Source organism: Gluconobacter cadivus (assembly GCF_015244745.1).
Taxonomy (GTDB): domain Bacteria; phylum Pseudomonadota; class Alphaproteobacteria; order Acetobacterales; family Acetobacteraceae; genus Gluconobacter; species Gluconobacter cadivus.
In genome coordinates this window covers 215,077-234,352 of sequence record NZ_JABCQI010000006.1, presented here as the reverse complement: position 1 = coordinate 234,352, position 19,276 = coordinate 215,077, and the positions used below count along the sequence as shown (strand labels likewise).

Genomic DNA, 19,276 nt, shown 5'->3' with positions numbered 1-19,276 from the left:
GGAGTTGTGCCGACAGGGGTTCTCCCTGAACTTTTGAATTTTTCTTCATACTTACATTTATGTATGTACTTACGAATAAGAAGCAATAGTCCTATCCTTGGACACGTCACAAATGACGATCAGGGAAATAAGCCATGACGATAGCGATTAGCGGTGCGAGCGGTCAGCTCGGTCATCTTGTTCTCAACGCTCTTGAAGGCCGGACAAACGCGGGAAACATCGTCGCTCTCGCACGCACGGCGTCAAAAGTCGCAGTTAAGGGCATCGAAACGCGAGAATTCGATTACACGAGAATCGAGACACTCGCTCCAGGTCTGACGGGAGTGGAAACCCTGGTCCTGATCTCATCGAACGAAATCGGCCAGCGTGTCACCCAGCATCGCAATGTGATCACAGCCGCAAAGGCGGCCGGAGTGCGGACCATTCTCTATACCAGTGTCCTGCATGCGGACACGTCCGTTCTGTCATTGGCTGACGAGCATCGTGCGACCGAAGCCGACCTGAGATTGTCCGGCCTGTCTTTCACGATCCTGCGCAATGGTTGGTACACCGAAAATTATACTGGTTCCGTTGGAGCTGCACTGAAAGGAGGGGCTTTCATCGGGAGTGCCGGAGACGGTCGTATCTCTTCTGCGGCTCGCGCTGATTATGCACAAGCGCTTGCTGTCGTTGCAACAGGCCCGGGCCATGTCGGGAAAGTCTATGAACTCGCAGGTGACGATGCCTGGACGCTTTCCGATCTGGCGGCAGAGATCTCGCGACAGACCGGAAAGGATATTCCATACTGTAATCTGACTGAATCCGATTACGCCAAAGCGCTTATCGGAGCAGGTCTTCCCGATGGACTGGCACACGCCATTGCGGGTTGGGACATCGCCGCGTCACAGGGCGCGCTTTTTGATGACGGACGGCAGCTCTCGGCTCTGATCGGACGGCCACCGACGTCCCTTGCGGAGAGTGTTGCGGCAGTGCTTAAGAAATCGTCCGAATGATGTAAATTGCGAGGATGTCTGCTTTCGGGACTTCGTCTCTGGCAGACTGTCGGGTTGGGGTGCCCTTTAAGGTGGAGGGATCGAAGAACCGTTAATTGATGCGCTTGGCTCATAATGTCTGGGCTTTGTCGTTTGATTGACGGTTTTTCGGTTCGTTTTTGAACTGCGTTTTGAGCAGATCGGGGGCTATTACCCGCTGAATGACTACGCGCTCGCGTTCAATCTTTCGAGGAAGAGAAAGCGGCGCATGTTGTAGACGATATTGGCGAGCCCGATCCTCATGGTGGCTCGGGTGATGCCGACTGTTCGGACGAACAGCCCGGTCTTTGACTTCTGATCGACAAAGACATGCTCGACACGCGAGCGGACCACGGACTTGGAGGGTTTGAAACCAGCTCTGTGATTCCATTTGTCTGGTTCTGACTGAGGCAATGGCGCTATGAAGCAGGCTGGTTTCTTTGTGGATTTTGAGGTGCTCCGTCCTGATCTGGAGCAGGATTTGGCCTACTCAGACAGGAGCAAAGGCGGCCGTCCCCCGTTCGATCCGGTGATAATGTTCAGGATCCTGATGATCCAGACGCTGAACAATGTGTCTGATGCACTGACAGAATATCTGATCAACGATCGCCTCTCCTTCATGCGTTTCCTTGACCTGGGGCTGTCGGACCGTGTGCCTGATGCCAAAACGATCTGGCTGTTCCGCGAGCGTTTGACCCAGGCGGGGGCCATTGAAAGGCTGTTTGACCGATTTGACGCGACCCTGCGGAACGCGGGCTATCTGCCGATGTCGGGCCAGATCCTGGATACCACGCTCGTAGCCGCCCCAAAGCAGCGCAACACGAACGCTGATCCGGGCAGGGCGTATTCCTGAAGACTGGCAGGATAAGCCATCCAAATTGTGCCACAAGGGTCGCCATGCGCGCTGGACACTGAAGTTCACTAAAGCAAAGCGGCAGGATGACGGGACGATCCCCACAACGGATCTTGCCATTCCGTTCTTTGGCTACAAATCGCATGTTTCCATCGACCGGAAGTTCCGGTTCATCCGCAAATGGAAGACGACAGATTCCGCCGCCAGTGATGGTGCGCGATTGAGAGAGGGGCTGCTGGATAAAACCAATACGGCCTCAAGCGTCTGGGCAGACACGGCGTATCGCTCCAAAGCCAATGAAGACTTCATGGAAAAGCAGGACTTTGTCTCAAAGGTTCACAGAAAAAAAGCCGCATCTCAAGCCCATGCCCCGCCATATCCAGCGGTCCAATGCATGGAAATCGGTGATCCGATCACGCGTCGAGCATGTCTTTGCGGATCAGAAATCACAGACAGGGTTGTTCGTCCGAACCGTTGGCATCACCCGAGCCACCACCAGGATCGGGCTGGCCAATATCGTCTATAATATGCGCCGCTTTCTCTTCCTGGAGCGGATGAACGCGAGCGCGTAGTCCTCCAGCGGGGGACAACACCCGATCTGCTCAAAACGCAGACCGGATGCCATCGCAGAAACTGTCAATCAGTACGCCCAAAATCCAAAATCAGAACCAAGGCATATCAACAAACGGTTCTTCGATCCCTCCATCTCATTTCGAAAAAGAGAACTCTACCGCTCTTCAGTATTGGGAACAGAAAACTTATTCCAAGAAACGCTTTGAAGTGATATATTAGAATACTAATCTCGATTAGAGTAAAAAATTGTCTATTTCCGTCCTCTCACGTAGCGCCCTGTCTGATCTTTCTTTGTCTGAATGGCAAGGACAACCTACCGTTCAGCACTATACGACCTTGCTGCGCCTGATCGACGCTGCTGGCCCCTTACCGTTCTCTTTCGCTGAACCCGTCGTTCAGTGGGTTGTCGATGACAAGCCGGGCCAGATCACCTGGTACGGGACTGTCGAGCACCCGTTCCGGCCTCTGACGGACTATCCCCCGCTACAGCAAGACGCCCTGCTCAAAAACTTGACAGTCTGCCTGCAAAAGCTCCAGCGGGTCGCCAGCAGTCATCCGCAGAGCTACGCCACGCTTCTTGAAAAGGCGCTTTTTGTTCCGAACCTAAAAGCTGTTTTCACAGACGGAACCCAACTAATTTTGGCGCCGTGGGGCGCGCAGGATGCCACGCACCGGATTGATCCCGCACTCCCCGATACCTTCTCCCGCACCCCTCTGGGGGCTCTGCTTGAACCCTCCTCAAAAAACCCGGACTTCCTGAATACCTCCGCACCCCAAAAGGGGGCAACAGCCTCTTATCCGGCGCAAAAAGCAGATCCTTTTTCCGGTACGACATCGGTCGGGACCTCTTTCGAGGCGCGACTTCACGACGAGTCTTCTATCGTTACAGCGCCCTTCCCGGCTTCTTCCGCACCACTCCCCTGGCTTCTGCCGTTGTGGATACGCATCATTCTGCATGTCCTGACATTTACGGCATTTTTTGCTCTGGCTTTCTGGGCAGTTCTGGCATTCGCGAGTCACTCGAAACTCATCACCATGTTCGGTCATGTCATGTTTGGAACGCATCTATGAGCCGCCAATTCCTGGGAAAAACCACTGGACATGACGTCGTCGCGCTCATGGCACAGGGCCAGCGGGTCATTGAATACTGGCCTGATTTCTGCCGCCTGCTCACTCAGCATTTTGGAGTTGAGGGCACGTCGCTGCTTGCAGAACCAGCTTTTCACGACAATGGCAGCATTGATTGGTACGGCGAAACTGGAACTCCAATTCCACAGGACGAATTGCTCGCACAATACGAGGCCATTAAGACAAAAATAGAAGCGCTGGGAGCACACCCGGAGAAAGCCACCACGGACACGGACAGAACTTTCCTCAGTCTCTTGCTCTTTGCAATCCAGATTCCAAGCCCAGACTATCTGCGATCCGGCCCGAATGGTCCTGTGCTGATTGGCTGGGGCCATCAGCCCGTGACCACCCGAATCGAACAGGTCGATCTGAAAGGCTTTGGCAAGCGCCCGCCTCCACGTCCGAAGGCCGATCCTCCGGCCTCTGAAACCAAGACGGCAGCCCAGCCTCCGGTAACCATCTTGCCTCCCCCCCCAGAACCGCCCGTAATGCGCCTCTGGGGGCCATGGCAAAGCTGGCTTCAACTGTTCGCCAAGCTCGCCGGACTGGCATGCATTCTGTGGCTCTTATCCCGTCTGGGCGGATGGATTGGTTCTTGGATCTGTCATTATCCAAACTTTCCGCTCTGGATCACTCTGCCACTCGTCCTGCTTATTGGCCTGCTGCTTCTCCTGCTCCTTCCCTGGCGCACTTGGTCGGACTTCCGGCGCGTTGGCCGTGTCGGGGCACAGACAGGAATTTTGCAGATCGTTCTGGCCTGGGACGACCTCAATGACCTCGATCTCCATGTCCTATGTCCCGATGGTGGACGTATTTATTTTGGTAACCGGAGCCATGGAGGAGGAATGCTTGACCACGATGCAAATGCCAGAACGACCGGAGCCGTGGCACCTACCAAGCGAGCCGTTGAAAACATTGTCTGGCAGGGAGCACCTCCTCCCGGACTCTACACGGTAGAAGTCGATCCTTTCTCGATGCCCATTTGCCCGCACACTCGCTTCCGTCTGACGGTACGCCATAACGGGCACGTGCTTGTGGCCAGACAGGGCATCGTATCGCAGACACGGGGCACGCTGTCGGTCTGCCAGTTCCGTATTTCGTCCTGATGCCCATTCTCGATCAAACCGGACCGCTGAATACCGTTGGCCATACGGCTTTTCTGGCTGCCCTCACTCAGAAATTCGGGCCAGATCATGCAGCGCTATTCGCAGTACCCACCCCTCACCCTCCCAACCAGACACTCTGGATCAAAGAGGGGCAAAACATCGTGCCGTTCAGGGATCTGCCTGAAACAACACGTCTGGAAGTCCTCCGCTATGTTGGAACCGCACTGTCCGACATCCGCCGCATGTCGCAGGTTGAAGAGGGAGATCTCAGAAGGCTCTTTCCCCAAGCACGGCGCATCCCGTCATTCGATTGTATTTATGTCGTCGATAGCCGCCCGGTTCTCAGTCAATGGGGCCTTGCAACAACACAGATCGATCCCCTCGCTGCCTATGACGATGGCCAGTTTCCGCTCATCCAGCAGACCCGACTTCCCACGCATCCTTCTTTATTGGTTTCGGGTCTGGCAGGTGCGCTACTGGGGCTTTGTCTGGCCTGTATCCTGACCTGGTTCAGTGCAACGACGCCTTATTGTGCCAGCGTGCCCCATCCTGCGGCATCAGAGCATATTGCAGTTAACGAACTGCCGCAGGGCGCGTGGGAGCAGCACGACCTTTCGGTTATGAAGGGGTGCTGGTTCCGTATCAGCAACATGAAGACCGAGAATATCCAGTCCAGTGCGGTTCAAAGTGTTGCAAAATGGACGTTCTGCTTTTCGGAAGACGGCTCACGTGGGCAGCAGCACCTAACCTATACGGATGGCAGCATGTGCACGGGCCCGATCTCCGCTGCTTTCGAAAACGATACACTCGCCGTAAAAGCCGAACGCTGTTACACGGCCCCCCATACCTTTCTGGTCCGGACAATTTTTCGCTGTACGCGCGGGCTGGAAGGACAGGCAATTTGTCCCGGTCATGATGCGGACCCTGCCGTTCCCGACTATACTGATCATAAGCATAAAATTGCTACCGGCGTTTTTCAGCGAGAGGCACCCTGATGAGTGCGCCTCTGATCCTGTGCCGGGACGCACGACCGGCCGATGCTCTTTTCGCGCGTCAGATTCATGATGCCGTTCTGCTCAGGCTTGGGGCTGCACATGCTGCCCTCTTCTCCTTACCACAATCCGATGTCTCGGCCACCGGCACGGAATGGATGACGACCGGCACACAGGCAATTGCCGCCGAAGAGCTACCGACCACAACACGAGAAGCCCTCTATGCCCATGCCGGGTCTATTCTCGCGGACCTCCGGCGGGTCGCCCAGAGCGAACCAGGCATTCTCCGCACCTATGCAGACCGTCTGCGCTCCTTTCCGGATCATGGCAGTCTGTTTGTGGTCGACGGTCGGCCCGTTCTAGCCCGATGGGGACAGACGCCCTATACGCCAACCTGGGTGTCTCGGTTCGATGATTTCCGTCCCCCCCAAGCAGCACGCGTTTTATTTCCGGCTTCCCCTAACCTTCTGATCACAGCTTTGGTGGCCATTCTCTTCGGCCTGATCGCTGCTGCGATCCTGATCTGGACACTCCCCCAAAACGGACAATGCCTTCTCGCAGACAATATTGCACGCTGGAAGCACCATGATCCAACCGTTATGGCAGGCTGCTGGGAGCGCGCGAACAACATGAGTGCAGCCAGTAACGACGTTCTGACACCGAGTGATTATAAACTCTGGGAAGTCTGCATGAAGCCGGACGGACAGAACGGATCACTCCGGCTGGAACTCGCCAACCAGGCCCCCTGTACCGCAAAAGCGACCTCCCATTTCGACGGCGACAAGACCGTTCTTGAGACCGAAGCCTGTCAGCTTCCATCTCTGATCTATCTGCCGCGCACCCTGACCTGTCATCAACACGACAGCGGACATATCGCGTGCATCATTCATGTTGATGCTCCTCTGAGCGAACTGCCAGCGGGGTATCATCAGGCCCATGAGGGATTGCTTGAGCGGATCAAACCGGAGTAAATCAATGACACATTCCGCAATAAACCTCCCGGAGCCGTTCTGATGTCTGGCAACCTGATTTCCCTGATTCCGAACAGCCTGATCCAGTTTGAAACACACGATCTGGATGCGAAAGGCTGGGGCAACGGCCGCGTCAGTTTCTGGGAAGAACCCTCTGAGCATAATGCCAGCTCCGATGCGACAGATGCTCCCGAGTTTACACTGCGCATGCTCGAACGTGATCCCGATACGGGAGACATGGTCTTTTTCAGCAAAGGTCGACTTCATAAGGTGCCCGATGACTGCGGCTATGCGATCGGACGCAAAGACGTCTTTGAAATGTTTGAAAACCAGTGGGTGCCACTTCCATTTCTGGCCATCATCGGCGACGGTGACAGAGAGAGTTTTCGCCCGGGGCCATCAAACTGGGTGCGCGGCCGCCTGCGGCGCACGGAAGACCCCGATACCCTCGAGGGGGAGAAAATTTTTCTGAACATTGCCTTCGATACGACACTGGCCTCGTCTGACGAAAACAGCTCCTATCTGGCACCAACGGCCGAAGACGAAAGCCGGGAACAGCGATATGCCTTCGTTTCGGAACCGCACAATATAAGTTGGCTTCTCGACAGTGACTGGCTCAAGGACTGGATTAGCGAACTATATCGCGTTACGCAAAGTGCCATTCCAAAACGCCGCCGCCCACGAACCGACGATGAAGACGAACAGCTTCCGGTTCTCAAATTCCAGGCCATTTATCAGACCTTTCTGAAGTTCCTGTCTGAAGCGACACCGCCACTCCCCGACGTCCGGCTCCTGAGCATCAAGGATCAGAAACCCGTTGATGTCGATCTTGTTCTCGATCTTGGAAACTTCCGGAGCTGCGGTATTCTGATCGAAGAACATCCCGGAGAAGGGCGCCGCGAAGCAGACAGCTACGTTCTTGAACTCCGTGATCTCGCCTCGCCGGACCTCACCTACAGCGACCCGTTTTCGAGCCGGATCGAATTTGGGCGTGCCCTGTTCGGATACGACATCTATTCTCGCCGATCGGGCCGTCCCCATGCTTTTTCATGGCCAAGCCCTGTCCGGACCGGTCTGGAAGCAGAACGAATGATGGGCGCCCGGATCGGTACTGAGGGTCTGTCCGGACTTGCCACGCCGAAACGTTATCTGTGGGACACCCGTCCGTCCGATCAAGGATGGCGTTTCAACAATGGCAAGGGCGCAACAGGACAGATCTCGGACCCACCGGTTAATGGGCCGTTCCGCCGAATGCTCGCCGAAACACTCGAAAAAGGTCGCTATCGCGCCGCACCTGAAGATCGAAAGGCTGTCAACCCCATCGGCCCGGGTGTCATGTCCCGTAGCCTGCTGTTTGTTCTGATGCTGAACGAGGTTCTGGTTCAAGCTATGGCCTACATGAACGCACCGGGGTTCCGCTCCCGCCGCCGCGACAGTGGCCGGGCGCGTCGCCTGCGCTCTGTCATGCTTACGATGCCGCCGGGAATGCCCGTCGCAGAACAGAGAGTCTTTCGTATTCGCGCCGAAGCCGCGATCTCGTTTGCCTGGAAAGCCGCCCAGCAGTCTGGTCCGCAACCTGCTCTTCGGGCAGGACTGGACGAAGCCACAGCAACCCAGATTGTATGGCTCCACAACGAAGTCACTCAGAGATTGGGCGGCCATGTCGAAGCCCTGTTCGAACTGTACGGCCAACCCACGGCCGAAGGCGAAAAACCGGCTATTCGCGTTGCCAGCATCGACATTGGCGGCGGCACCACGGACCTGATGATCACGACCTACACACTTGAAGGCGGGGATGCCCTCTCCCCTCGGCAGGAGTTCCGCGAAAGCTTCAATATCGCTGGCGACAACCTGCTGGAACGTGTGATCGCAACTGTGGTGATCCCACCACTTGAAGCCGCCCTGACCAAAGCGGGCGTCCCGTTGGCGGACCAGCTCCTGAACCGCGCCCTGAGCAAAGACCATGGCAATCAGGACGAAAAAGACCGGCACCGTCGCAAGCTGTTCGTCTCGACGGTTCTAGAACCGGCGGCTTTGCATGCGCTTGAACTGTATGAACAGATTGATAACTGGCAGCAGGGACCGTTGGGGAGTTTTCCTCTCGGAGACGAGACCCTGCGCAAGGCCGATGCCGACCAGCGCACGCGTTGCGTTGCCTTTCTGCACGAACAGATTGCCGCCCATCTGCAAGACCAGACCACATCTTTTGAGGCGAAATCATTCGATCCGTTCAGCATTGAAATTCAGGTCGATACCGAAACCATAGACCGCGCCATCCGCAGCACCCTGGAGACCATCATTTCCAGCCTGACCGAAAGTGTCTGGGCCTATAACTGTGATGTACTGCTCCTATCGGGCCGCCCGTCCAAACTGCGCCGGGTACGCAGTCTCATTACGGGGGCCATGCCCGTAGCGCCTCACCGCATTATTGCCATGCATGACTATACCGTCGGAAAACATTACCCATTTTCAGACTCGCTCAACCGAATCAACGATCCAAAAACTACCGTCGTCGTCGGGGCGGCCCTGTGCGTTCAGGCTGAAGGCAAGCTCCAGAACTTCGTACTTCGTACCAAGAGCCTCGCGATGCGATCGACCGCCCGCTTCATTGGCAAGATGGACAAGTCGAGCGAAATCCGGAACGTCAATATGCTGCTGGAAAATGTTGATCTTGGCGGCCCTCCCGCCGGGGATGAGGTTGGGTTCTGCCTGAAGGATTTTGGCGGTTCTACCATGATCGGCTTTCGGCAGCTTCCCCTCGAGCGCTGGACCACAAGCGCGCTCTACTGCGTGGAATTCGACCTGAGCCAACAGAAACACCTCGCCGAATGCGCTATGCCCCTGACCGTTACTCTGGAACGCAAGTTCATTGAAGACGACGAAGATGAAAGCGGTGATTTTTCCAATCGCGAGATGTTTGAAATTACCCGCATTACAGACGCCAACGACGAGGATCACAGTCTGAGCCTTGTTAAACTGCGCCTTCAAACGACCCTGACACCCGAAGGTCACTGGCGTGATACCGGCTGTCTGATTCTGAAATGAGTATGCCTGTGACCCTCGCTTCCCAAACCCGCACCCTTGCCTCTCTGGCGACCACATGTGCCGACTGGGTGCAGCACCATGCTGCGGGAGCAAGCCCTTCCTGTCGTGCCGCCCTGCGCCGCGAACGCCGTCTGGCGCACCGGCTTCAGGCTGCGGCCTCCCGCCCCGCCGCTGTCGCAGTTTACGGGGCGTCCCAGGCTGGAAAATCCTATCTGATGTCGAGCCTCTCCAGTCCTGCAGAGGGACCGCTGCTTATCCGCTACGGTCAGCATACGCTCGACTTCCTGATGGACATGAACCCACCCGGGGGCGATGAGTCGTCTGGACTGGTTTCGCGCTTTACCCTCAATCCTCCAGCCGCACCGGCCAACGCTCCCCCCATTCCCGTCCGCCTGCTCTCGGTGACAGACATCATCCGGATCGTCGGTAATACGTTTCTGTCAGATTTCAAACTGATCGGCATCAAGCCAAGGGAATGGCGCGAGACGTCACAAATGCTGGAAACCCTTCCCCGGTCTGCTGGCGGGGGTATTTTCACCATTGATGACATCGAAGTTCTGGAGGAATACTTCACTCGGAAGTTCGGAGACCGCATCTGGCTGTCGGTCCTAGGCGAACCCTACTGGGATTGGCTTGCCGCCGCTGCGCCAGAGCTTCCTTTGCAGGCCTTGATAACCGCCCTGTCTCCGCTGTGGGGGCAGACACCCGAGCTGACCACCTATGCCACCGAGCTGGTTTCGGCCTTGCTTTCGCTTGGCCAGGTCAATCTCGCCTTCTGCGACGTTGAGGCGCTGGTCCCGCGTTCAGACAGCATTCTGAACGTCTCCACGCTGTTTCGCCCTCCCATGGGCATGGCCCCTTTGCGGCTAGTCGGTGAAAATGGCTCCACCGTCACGCTGCCACGCAACATCGTCTCGGCCATCGTTTCCGAACTCGTCGTTCCCATGGCGCAGAGCCGCTGGGAGTTTGTGAAAACGACTGATCTGCTCGACTTTCCCGGAGCCCGGTCCCGCTTGGAAATCCGCGAACTATCGGATGTCGCAGGGGTCTGCGGAAAACTGTTCCTGCGCGGCAAGGTCGATTACCTGTTCGAGCTGTATCAGGCCGATATGGAAGTCACGTCCACCCTACTGTGCGTGGCGGATTCAGCTCAGGAGGTGACCGGGCTTCCCGCCATGATCGAGGGGTGGATCAACGACACGATCGGCAAAACGCCCCGAGAACGTAAAAATCAGGCTGATGCGCTGTTCGTGATCCTGACGAAATTCGACCGGCAGTTCGAGGAAAAGGGCGGGGCAGACGAAAACAGCAGCGATGTCTGGGACAAGCGTCTCGAAGCATCCCTCATCAATTTTTTCGATGCCCCCTGGGTAACGGAATGGAAGCCCGGCCAACCGTTCAATAATGTCCAGTGGCTGCGCGCTTCAACTGTTGGGAGCCTGTATCGCCGCGACGCCCAGAAACGCGAAACCGAAATGCTTCCCGAAAATCACCTGCGGGTTGAGAGGCGCCGCAACTCGTATCTGGCCAGCACGACGGTGGATCGGCATATCCAGCATGCCCCCCGCGCGTTCGATGAGGCGATCCGGCCAAATGACGGTGGCGTCAGCTATCTGGCCGAGCGGCTGAAATCGGTTTGCGAAAGCAAAACCAAGAACGAACAGCTCGCCGCCCGCCTCAAGGCCTGCACCAGCAATCTTCTGTCCCTCATGCGGCCTTTCTATCACGATCCGGCCGGAATAGAGTCCGGCGCAGAAGCCCGCAGAGCCGCGTCTGAAATCGCACAGGCCTTGCTGAGCCTGCACCGCAATCGTCTGTTCGGAGCATTCCTGCTGCGACTGGAACTGGACCGCTCTGCAATCATCGAACAGTGGCGCGATTTCAGCAGCACGATCCATCATACCCCGCCGCCCGTGCCCGTAGATGATCTGCTGGGGGACATTCTGGGCGATGCGATCCCAGTTTCCGCCCCTCAGGAAGACCAGCATGACCGGTTCGCCAGCCTGATTATCGAACATTGGATCAACGACCGCCTATTGAGCCTACTGGCGCATCCCGAACAGCTTGCGGTCTTCAATCTGGACCTGTCTGTTGCCCGGCAGTTCATTGAGCGCCTTCAGAAACTGGCCGAAACCCTGAACCTGCGCGAGGCGATCGCCCAAAGGCTGCGCCTTCAGTGCAACCATGTCAGCACGCTGAACCAGTCCGGTGAAAAACAGGCGCTCATCTGTGCGGAGTTGATAGGCCGATTCGTAACCTATCTCGGTTATGCCAATCTGGCGGCGGAGGCCCGCCCCCGTCAGCGTAACAGCGACATCGCCATTTTCAGTGCTCCGCCCACCCCCCGTGATTATCCTGTCCTGAGCGAACAACCTTCCGTCTATCTCGATACCTTCTTTCGTGACTGGGTACTCGCTCTGCGCTCCCGTTTCGAAGAGGGTGGCCCACAGTTTGATGTGGATGCCAATCATGCCCTTGAAGCGCTGCTTTCCAGACTTGAGACCTCACCGCTATGAACACTGAACTACACGTTTCTGCTAGCCACGAAGTTGAGGAAGCCATCCTTCACCTCCCCGGCCGGGCCGCGGATGCCAGCCGGGAGCACGTGACGATCCGTGCGCCGGATTATTTTCCTGAAAGTCGGGCTACAGGCCGTCTCGAAGCCCAGGGGGCAGATCTTCTGGTGCATATCCCCCGGGAATTCGCGACCATGTTCGAGGCCAATGCGAGCTATCAGCTGGAAATCCCTGAACTCCAAATCGTCGGCGATGTCTTCGACTGGCCTGTACTGCGCGCCCGTCCCATCGTAGTCGAACCTCGTCCCGTCATACTTCCAAAAAAAATTACGACGAAACCCACTTCGGAAGAGGATGAAATGATCCATTCCGAAATACCCGTCGGGCCGCCTGAAAAAAAGACCGAACGCAAACACCTCGTTCCTGTTCTGGGTGGGGGGGTGATCGGGCTAGGCATTCTGGGATTTCTGGCATTTTATCTTCTGCATCACCCCACCCTCCCCGGCCAGGATAAGGTCGCCTCTTCTCGCAGTCCGATCGCCGCGCCCCTGAATGCGACCGCACCGGACAGCGACCCCTTCGCCAACAAATCCGTGCCCGATGTGATCCGAGAGGCAGGAACAGCCGTCCAAATCAGGCAAGAAGGTGAAACCCGCCTGAAAAACGGCAAGACGGATGATGGTGTCCTGCTACTGGAAGCCGCCGCTGATCGCGGAGATACTCCTGCCATGAACCATCTGGGACATCTTTACGATCCGACGACCTTCGATCCGAAAGGGCCTATCCCCAGCCCGGATGTGCGTGAATCCGCCCATTATTATCAATCGGCCGCCAAGGCCGGCGACACGAGCAGCGCACAGGACCGTGCCCGCCTCCATACCGCCCTGCAGCAGCAATCTGCCAACGACGACATGACAGCCCAGCTTGCCCTGAAGGATTTTTGGCCATGATCCCGGACGTTCGCCAGATCGCTAGAGCCACTCTATGCAGCCTTTCGCTGCTTGGACTGGCAACCGCCGTACACGCCGCCACCCCGCTCTTGCAGCCGGGGAAACACACGCTCTATCAGCGGATCATTACCCGCCCCGGCGCATCTCTCTTCAGTGATGCGAGTGGAAAAGACGCAAAACCACTGCCGGGCTTCGAAGTCTTCTATGTATTCGGTCGCGCTCAGGGGCGGGTTCAGATCGGAAGTTCGGCCCAGGGCCCGGTTCAGGGATGGATTGATGATGACCACACAATCCCCTGGGCACACACCATGGTGGCAACCTTCACAAATCCCGCGGGCCGCAACCGCGCGCTTTTCCTCGACACAGCTCAACACGAGGAAGATCTCCTGTCCGCTGCGGACTCTGCGGCGCGCGTCGATGCTCTGACCAAGGGTGTTCAGGCTGGTCATTCAGCGCCGGTCGTCGCTATGGAACCGGAAAATTTCGTCGATCCGTCCAAGAATTTCTATTTGCTTCCCGTGCTGGATGCCACGCAGATCGAGCGGGACAGTGGTCCGGCAATCAGAATGCTACATGTCATTTCCGCCTCCACGACTACGGGCAATACCGCCCGGACAGCATCGCCACAGACCCTGAAGCAGTTCAAGGCCGGGTTGGTCTTCGTCATCGACACAACAGCCAGCATGCAGCCTTATATCGACCAGACGCGAGCTGCGATTTCCAGCATCATTCATTCCGTCCAGAATACGGCGGTCTCGCAGAATTTTCGCTTCGGCCTCGTCGCCTACCGCGACAGTCTCGCAGACACGCCTGGGCTGGAGTACGCGACAAAACTCTACGCGTCGCCAGATTTTTCCCAGTCTCTGGATGCAATCCTTCCGGCCATTTCCACGGTTCACGACGCCAGCGTGTCCTCCAGCAGTTTTGATGAAGATGCGATTGCCGGTGTAAAAACCGCAGTCGATCAGGTTCCATGGCAGACGTTCAACGGCCGTTATATCGTTCTCATCACCGATGCCGGGGCACGAAGCAATGACGACCCCCATAGCCTGACGCATCTCAACATCGAGGATATGAACCACCTTGCCGCGTCAAAAGGCATTGCCTTGTTTGTCATTCATCTGCTGACCCCAGCAGGGAATGCGGCGAATGATCACGGCAAAGCCGCAACGCAGTATCGAAATCTTTCGAAGTTCAACAATGCTGGCAGCCTGTATTATCCTGTCCCGGGAGGTAGCCCGGACGCGTTCCGGCCTGTTATCCAAACCATGTCTACCTCCATGCTCCAGCAAGTGGCGGACATGACCGGCCGCCCCGTCGCCGGACTAACCCCGCAGGATGCGAAAGTCGATACGAAACTCTCAGTCGTCAGTCAGGCCATGCGTCTGGCCTATCTTGGCGACACACAGCACACAGCCGCACCGGATATTATCAACGCGTTCACCTCCGATCGTGATCCAGCCGATACGCTGCATAGAACCCTGAACATCCGTGTGCTCCTGACACGCAACCAGCTCTCCGATCTCGCCAACGCCCTTCAGCATATTCTGGATGCCGGGCTAGCCGGTCGAACCGCACCGGAAAATTTCTTCACCCAGCTTCAATCTGCCTTTGCGGCTTCGGCCCGTGATCCAAATGCTTTCTCGCATATCGACACGATCGGCCCGCTGCTTGGCGAATATCTGGATGGCCTGCCGTATAAGTCCGACGTAACATCTATCACACAGGAATCATGGCTCGCCATGGGCGCCGTCGGACAGCGTACCATCCTAAACAATATCGCAAGTCGTCTGCGTCTTTATCAGGAATATGAGTCCGACCCGTCATTGTGGGGGCAGATCGGGCAGTCTCACGATGATGGAGAGCGCGTCTATCCGGTACCCCTGGAAGCGTTACCTTGAACCCCGACCAATCCCTGCTCTTTGCAGAAAACCTATCTTGGCAGGCACCGGGGCAAAATTTCACGCTTAAAGTACCTCATTTTCGCCTGAACCCAGGTGACCGTTATGCGGTCGTAGGGCCATCGGGCTGTGGCAAAAGCTCGCTTTTGGGCCTGCTCTCCCTTTCACTTCGTCCAGACCGTGTCGACGTGCTGGACATTATGGGCAGTCCCACGGCATCCCTCTGGCGCGTACCCGGACAGGGGCGTCTGACCGCCCTCAGGGCGCGACATATCGGGTTCGTTCCGCAGATGAGCGCATTGCTGCCCTTCCTGAACGTCGAAGCCAACATTCATCTACCACTGGATGTTATGAACATTAAAAATCCTCATCACATCAACGATCTTATCGAATGTCTGGGCCTTGTCTCCTTACGGACAAACAGACCCGCTGCACTGTCGGTCGGGCAGCGCCAGCGTGTCGCCATTGCCCGCGCACTTTCGCATCAGCCTGATATCATTCTTGCCGACGAACCCACTGCGTCCCTGCATCCAGAACAGGCAACACATGTCATGACACTCCTGCATCAGCAGGCTGAGCGGCACGCAGCTGTTGTTATGGTGACGCACGACGCCGAACGCGCGGCGGCAGCCGGGTTCACGCTGCTTCCAGTCTCGATGAACGGTTCTACGACCCAGATCGCTACAGCATGACAGACCGGCGCTTCATATTTCATGACATTCGTCTGGCGGCCCGTCTGGCCTGGTACGATCTTCTATCCGAAAAAATTCTGGCACTGTGCCTTATCATCGGTCTAGCAGCGACGGCAGCCCCCCTGATTATCCTGTCAGGCCTGCGAGGCGGACTTGTTGAAGGATTGAGAACCGTCCTTCTGGAAGACCCGCATGTGCGTGAGATTTCCAGCGCCAGCAACCGGGATTTTACAACAGGCTGGCTGGATAGGCTGCGAAAAGAGCCGGATGTCGTTTTTGTCATGCCCCGAACACGCACTCTTGCGGCCAGTGTTCTGCTCGTTCCGCCCGGCCGCCCCTTTGCGGGTCGACGCATCGAACTGATACCGTCCCACGCGGATGATCCCCTGACCACACCCGCGACGATGCCCGCAGACGAAAGCACCATCCTGCTTTCCGCAAGTGCCGCCGCCTCTCTGCATATTCAGGCGGGTGATCTCCTCGAACTGCATGTCACCCGTCTAGGCCTCGGCCCGGAAACAGTTCGGATTCCCCTGCATGTTCAGGCGATTACCCCGCAACGCGCCCTTAACCGGGATGCAGCTTTCGTATCGCTGCGTCTGGCTCAGACCGTAGAACTATATCGAGAGCACTCTCTTTCATGGTCCGATGCGTGGGCACAGGCGGCCACGCCAGCCCCGTCCTATCCCGGCTTCCGTCTCTATACCCGGCAGATCAACACCATCCCCGCCCTTGACACCAGATTGCGTGCAGCAGGCGTGGATATTTCGGATCGGGCGCAGGATGTCTCGGACCTTCTTCTTCTGGACCAGCGATTGACCGTGCTGTTCCGGCTGACAGCCCTGCTTGGAGTGACCGGTTTTTTCGCCAGTCTCACCGCCGCGCTATGGGCCAATGTGGAACGCAAACAACTTTCTCTCGCAACCCTGCGCTTTCTCGGCGTACAGCGTCTAACGATTTTTCCCGTCATCCAGGCACAAATTCTCGCGCTGACCGGTATTTTTCTGGCTCTGACAGGTGCGCTGATCGTAGGCAGCGCCATCAATCATGTCTTTGCAGAGACCCTGCCGCCCGGACATACGCTGTGCAGAATCGGGGCTGGTCTGTGGCTTGAAACCTGCCTCATAACCGCTCTGGGAGCTTTTCTGGCCGCCCTGGCCGCCGCCCGAAGCCTTCGCCGCATTGATCCCTGGGAGGGAGTCAGCACACCATGAAAACCCATCACACAGCCCTGCTTTTGCTGGGTTTCGCACCCGTGTTGTCTCTACAAACGGCTGCCGCACAGAGTTGGGACAAAAAATTCGTCGACCCACATCCCCTGCCGGATGATCTGGTTCTGCCTATGCCCTGCGGTGGCGCAATGACGTTCCGTCCCGTTGACGTTCCGACAGGAGACAATCTACTCGATGACGATGCCATTATTCTGGGCAGAAGCGATCCACAGGATGGCTACAACGAGTTTATGCGCCACGCCTATGTGGCTGCCCCTTTCGCCGTCAGCCAGCATCCGGAATTGCGCCGGTACTATCTCGGCAAATATGATGTAACCCAAAATCAGGCTGAAAGCCTGAGCGGAACCTGCGCGCCCCCTACCCTGGATGGACAGCATCCCAAGACGCATATTTCGTGGGATGAGGCCATTACCTTCTCCACGAAATATTCAACGTGGCTTCACACCCAAAAGATTCCGCTGCCAAACCATGACGGAGCAACCAGCTTTGTGCGTCTACCCACCGACGACGAATGGTCTTATGCTGCCCGTGGCGGCATGCATGTCAGCCCGACCGATTTCATGGCTCCCACATGGCCCATGCCGGAAGGTGCAGACCAGTATATCGCCGCAGGGCCAGACCTTGGCGGCATGCAGCGCGTCGGGCAGATGAAACCAAACCCGCTGGGTCTGTATGATATGCTTGGGGAAGCCAGCCAGATGATGCTGGAGCCGTACCGCCTCAACCGCGTTGGCCGCCTTCAGGGTCTGGCTGGCGGAATTCTGGTCTGCGGTGGAAATTACCTGTCCAACCCCGATGAGATTACGACCAATTCACGCGCCGAAGTTCCGCTTTATAGCCCGCAGACGGGTGAACCAACCCGATTGCCTGAAATGGGATTCCGCCTTGTTCTGGCGACAGATGCTATCGGCTCCCTTCACGGAACGGAACAGGCCCAGAACGCTTTCAACACCCTGATGAACAAAACCCTGCCTGCAAGTGCAGACGCCCAGACCGCGCTTGCAGGCCTTCAGAAAAACACGACTGACCCGGCCACACTCAACGGTCTGAAGCTGATCCAGACCGCCATGGCCAGCGACTCCCGTGCCCGTTTCGATGCAGATCGTCAGGCGCTGGCCGCACAAATTCAGGCACTAGTTGCCCTGGCAGCGGATATCTGGGAGGTCGACCATGCCATACAGCTTATTCAGAAATCGGCCGATATTCTGAAGTCGCAACCAACGCCTCTAACACCGGCCCAGACCGCACAAATCGCAAATCACCTTCAGGCCAGACAGACGGAGCTTGGAGGCGCCATCAATGGTTACATCAGTCTTCTTCAGGCCGTAACGAACAGTCAGGCCCTGCCCGATCTCTCCGCCATCACAGCACAGCAGGCAGATGCTATCAAAGCACTTCAGGATGATCGGGCAATACAGTTCCTGATGGTTACTGCTCAGAACATTCAAAGCAGTCATTCCGGAAAACTCCCTACAGGGCAGACTATAAAATCGCAGATCGAAGCAATTCATTAATTCTTTTCGTGTAAATTTTCACTTCCCAAGAGAATGCTTTTTTCTTATTCACAATGAAACATTATGTAAAAAGGTTGCTCCGTGTCACTTTCGCCCTTTCGTATCTCCGCTGCTTCTGTTGCTATGTGCGTGTTTGTTTCCGGATGCGCTCCTTCTTATGATTCCTCACTCACACCGGAACAGAACCGTCTGCGCCAACGCTCTGCCCAGCAGAACAATATGATTGGAGAGGGCGCCGCAGTGCTCGGTGGCCTTGCTGCTCTTGGTGTTGGCCTGGGAACGGGAAGTGTCAAAAATGCAGCCCTCGCCGGTGCAGCCGGCGCTCTGGTTGGCGGGGCTGTAGGCGCACTTGTTGCTAATCGTGCCCAAGCTCAAGAGCTGAGTGAAGATCAGGTTAAATCGCAGATCGCCACCGAACAAAAAAATATTGCACAAACTCAGACTGACATTCAGGATGCACAGAAAGAACTTCTGGAAACGCAGAACAATCTGAAACAGCTCCGTCAACAGCTAGCTCAGGGACAGATTTCTGCTGAAGCCTATCAAGCCAAGATTGCCGGTTATCAGAAAGATGTGCAGGCTCTGCAAAATCTTGCCAGTATGCGGCAGAAGCAGGCAGACAGTATGAAGTTGATTGCCGATGCACACGGAAATTCTAGTGCAGCCCTTGCCTCCCAGCAGAGCGCGGCTCAGTCAAAGCAGCTCGCAGAAGTTGCGTCCATTATGGCTCAGGACGTCGGACAGGCTGAGCCAATGCCTGCCGCCAAAGCCTGAATTTTCATTCTCCAAAGGG

General features: G+C 56.6%; 13 protein-coding genes and 2 pseudogenes. 14 read left to right on the top strand and 1 reads right to left on the bottom strand.

Annotation, left to right across the window (positions count from 1 at the left end; genetic code table 11):
- Window positions 1-134: 134 nt before the first annotated feature.
- Complete coding sequence (locus HKD28_RS10635) at window positions 135-992, top strand: SDR family oxidoreductase (RefSeq protein ID WP_077804103.1); 858 nt, start codon at window positions 135-137, stop codon at window positions 990-992.
- Between the two features lie 204 nt (window positions 993-1,196).
- Here the strand turns inward: HKD28_RS10635 and HKD28_RS10630 are convergent.
- A pseudogene (locus tag HKD28_RS10630) lies at window positions 1,197-1,370 on the bottom strand (IS5/IS1182 family transposase); the annotation flags it as partial.
- Between the two features lie 82 nt (window positions 1,371-1,452).
- Between HKD28_RS10630 and HKD28_RS10625 the strand changes: the two are divergent.
- From HKD28_RS10625 to HKD28_RS10565, 13 genes and pseudogenes are all read left to right on the top strand, one after another.
- Window positions 1,453-2,435, top strand: a pseudogene (locus HKD28_RS10625) (IS5 family transposase); the annotation flags it as partial.
- A gap of 247 nt (window positions 2,436-2,682) precedes the next feature.
- Window positions 2,683-3,507: a hypothetical protein gene (locus HKD28_RS10620; RefSeq protein ID WP_194268091.1), complete on the top strand. Its 825-nt coding sequence runs from the start codon at window positions 2,683-2,685 to the stop codon at window positions 3,505-3,507.
- On the top strand, window positions 3,504-4,670 hold the full coding sequence (locus HKD28_RS10615) for a hypothetical protein (protein WP_077804105.1): 1,167 nt from the start codon (window positions 3,504-3,506) through the stop codon (window positions 4,668-4,670). The genes HKD28_RS10620 and HKD28_RS10615 overlap by 4 nt, the downstream gene beginning before the upstream one ends.
- Window positions 4,670-5,665: a hypothetical protein gene (locus tag HKD28_RS10610; RefSeq protein WP_077804106.1), complete on the top strand. Its 996-nt coding sequence runs from the start codon at window positions 4,670-4,672 to the stop codon at window positions 5,663-5,665. The genes HKD28_RS10615 and HKD28_RS10610 overlap by 1 nt, the downstream gene beginning before the upstream one ends.
- Window positions 5,665-6,633, top strand: coding sequence for a hypothetical protein (locus HKD28_RS10605; RefSeq protein WP_077804107.1), 969 nt, complete (start codon window positions 5,665-5,667; stop codon window positions 6,631-6,633). The genes HKD28_RS10610 and HKD28_RS10605 overlap by 1 nt, the downstream gene beginning before the upstream one ends.
- Before the next feature lie 42 nt (window positions 6,634-6,675).
- Entirely contained in the window at window positions 6,676-9,678 is a 3,003-nt protein-coding gene (locus HKD28_RS10600) for a virulence factor SrfB (protein WP_077804108.1), read from the top strand.
- Between the two features lie 2 nt (window positions 9,679-9,680).
- The gene (locus tag HKD28_RS10595) at window positions 9,681-12,194 is read left to right on the top strand and encodes a virulence factor SrfC family protein (RefSeq protein WP_194268090.1); all 2,514 of its coding nucleotides are present in this window, start codon (window positions 9,681-9,683) and stop codon (window positions 12,192-12,194) included.
- The gene (locus tag HKD28_RS10590) at window positions 12,191-13,144 is read left to right on the top strand and encodes an SEL1-like repeat protein (protein ID WP_077804110.1); all 954 of its coding nucleotides are present in this window, start codon (window positions 12,191-12,193) and stop codon (window positions 13,142-13,144) included. The genes HKD28_RS10595 and HKD28_RS10590 overlap by 4 nt, the downstream gene beginning before the upstream one ends.
- Window positions 13,141-15,045 carry a vWA domain-containing protein gene (locus tag HKD28_RS10585; protein WP_077804111.1) on the top strand — a complete coding sequence of 635 codons (1,905 nt, stop codon included), beginning with the start codon at window positions 13,141-13,143 and terminating at the stop codon, window positions 15,043-15,045. The genes HKD28_RS10590 and HKD28_RS10585 overlap by 4 nt, the downstream gene beginning before the upstream one ends.
- Complete coding sequence (locus HKD28_RS10580; protein ID WP_077804112.1) at window positions 15,042-15,737, top strand: ABC transporter ATP-binding protein; 696 nt, start codon at window positions 15,042-15,044, stop codon at window positions 15,735-15,737. Before HKD28_RS10585 ends, HKD28_RS10580 begins: the two co-directional genes overlap by 4 nt.
- Complete coding sequence (locus tag HKD28_RS10575; protein ID WP_194268089.1) at window positions 15,734-16,951, top strand: ABC transporter permease family protein; 1,218 nt, start codon at window positions 15,734-15,736, stop codon at window positions 16,949-16,951. Before HKD28_RS10580 ends, HKD28_RS10575 begins: the two co-directional genes overlap by 4 nt.
- The gene (locus tag HKD28_RS10570; protein ID WP_077804114.1) at window positions 16,948-18,483 is read left to right on the top strand and encodes a formylglycine-generating enzyme family protein; all 1,536 of its coding nucleotides are present in this window, start codon (window positions 16,948-16,950) and stop codon (window positions 18,481-18,483) included. Before HKD28_RS10575 ends, HKD28_RS10570 begins: the two co-directional genes overlap by 4 nt.
- Window positions 18,484-18,564: 81 nt before the next feature.
- Window positions 18,565-19,257, top strand: coding sequence for a GAS domain-containing protein (locus HKD28_RS10565; protein ID WP_149026837.1), 693 nt, complete (start codon window positions 18,565-18,567; stop codon window positions 19,255-19,257).
- Window positions 19,258-19,276: the final 19 nt, after the last annotated feature.

Bases quoted from the DNA above. Each gene is read 5' to 3' on its own strand.
- HKD28_RS10610 (WP_077804106.1), top strand. From the start codon at position 4,670: ATGCCCATTCTCGATCAAACCGGACCGCTGAATACCGTTGGCCATACG.
- HKD28_RS10575 (WP_194268089.1), top strand. From the start codon at position 15,734: ATGACAGACCGGCGCTTCATATTTCATGACATTCGTCTGGCGGCCCGT.
- HKD28_RS10635 (WP_077804103.1), top strand. From the start codon at position 135: ATGACGATAGCGATTAGCGGTGCGAGCGGTCAGCTCGGTCATCTTGTT.
- HKD28_RS10595 (WP_194268090.1), top strand. From the start codon at position 9,681: ATGCCTGTGACCCTCGCTTCCCAAACCCGCACCCTTGCCTCTCTGGCG.
- HKD28_RS10605 (WP_077804107.1), top strand. From the start codon at position 5,665: ATGAGTGCGCCTCTGATCCTGTGCCGGGACGCACGACCGGCCGATGCT.
- HKD28_RS10600 (WP_077804108.1), top strand. From the start codon at position 6,676: ATGTCTGGCAACCTGATTTCCCTGATTCCGAACAGCCTGATCCAGTTT.
- HKD28_RS10585 (WP_077804111.1), top strand. From the start codon at position 13,141: ATGATCCCGGACGTTCGCCAGATCGCTAGAGCCACTCTATGCAGCCTT.
- HKD28_RS10570 (WP_077804114.1), top strand. From the start codon at position 16,948: ATGAAAACCCATCACACAGCCCTGCTTTTGCTGGGTTTCGCACCCGTG.
- HKD28_RS10590 (WP_077804110.1), top strand. From the start codon at position 12,191: ATGAACACTGAACTACACGTTTCTGCTAGCCACGAAGTTGAGGAAGCC.
- HKD28_RS10615 (WP_077804105.1), top strand. From the start codon at position 3,504: ATGAGCCGCCAATTCCTGGGAAAAACCACTGGACATGACGTCGTCGCG.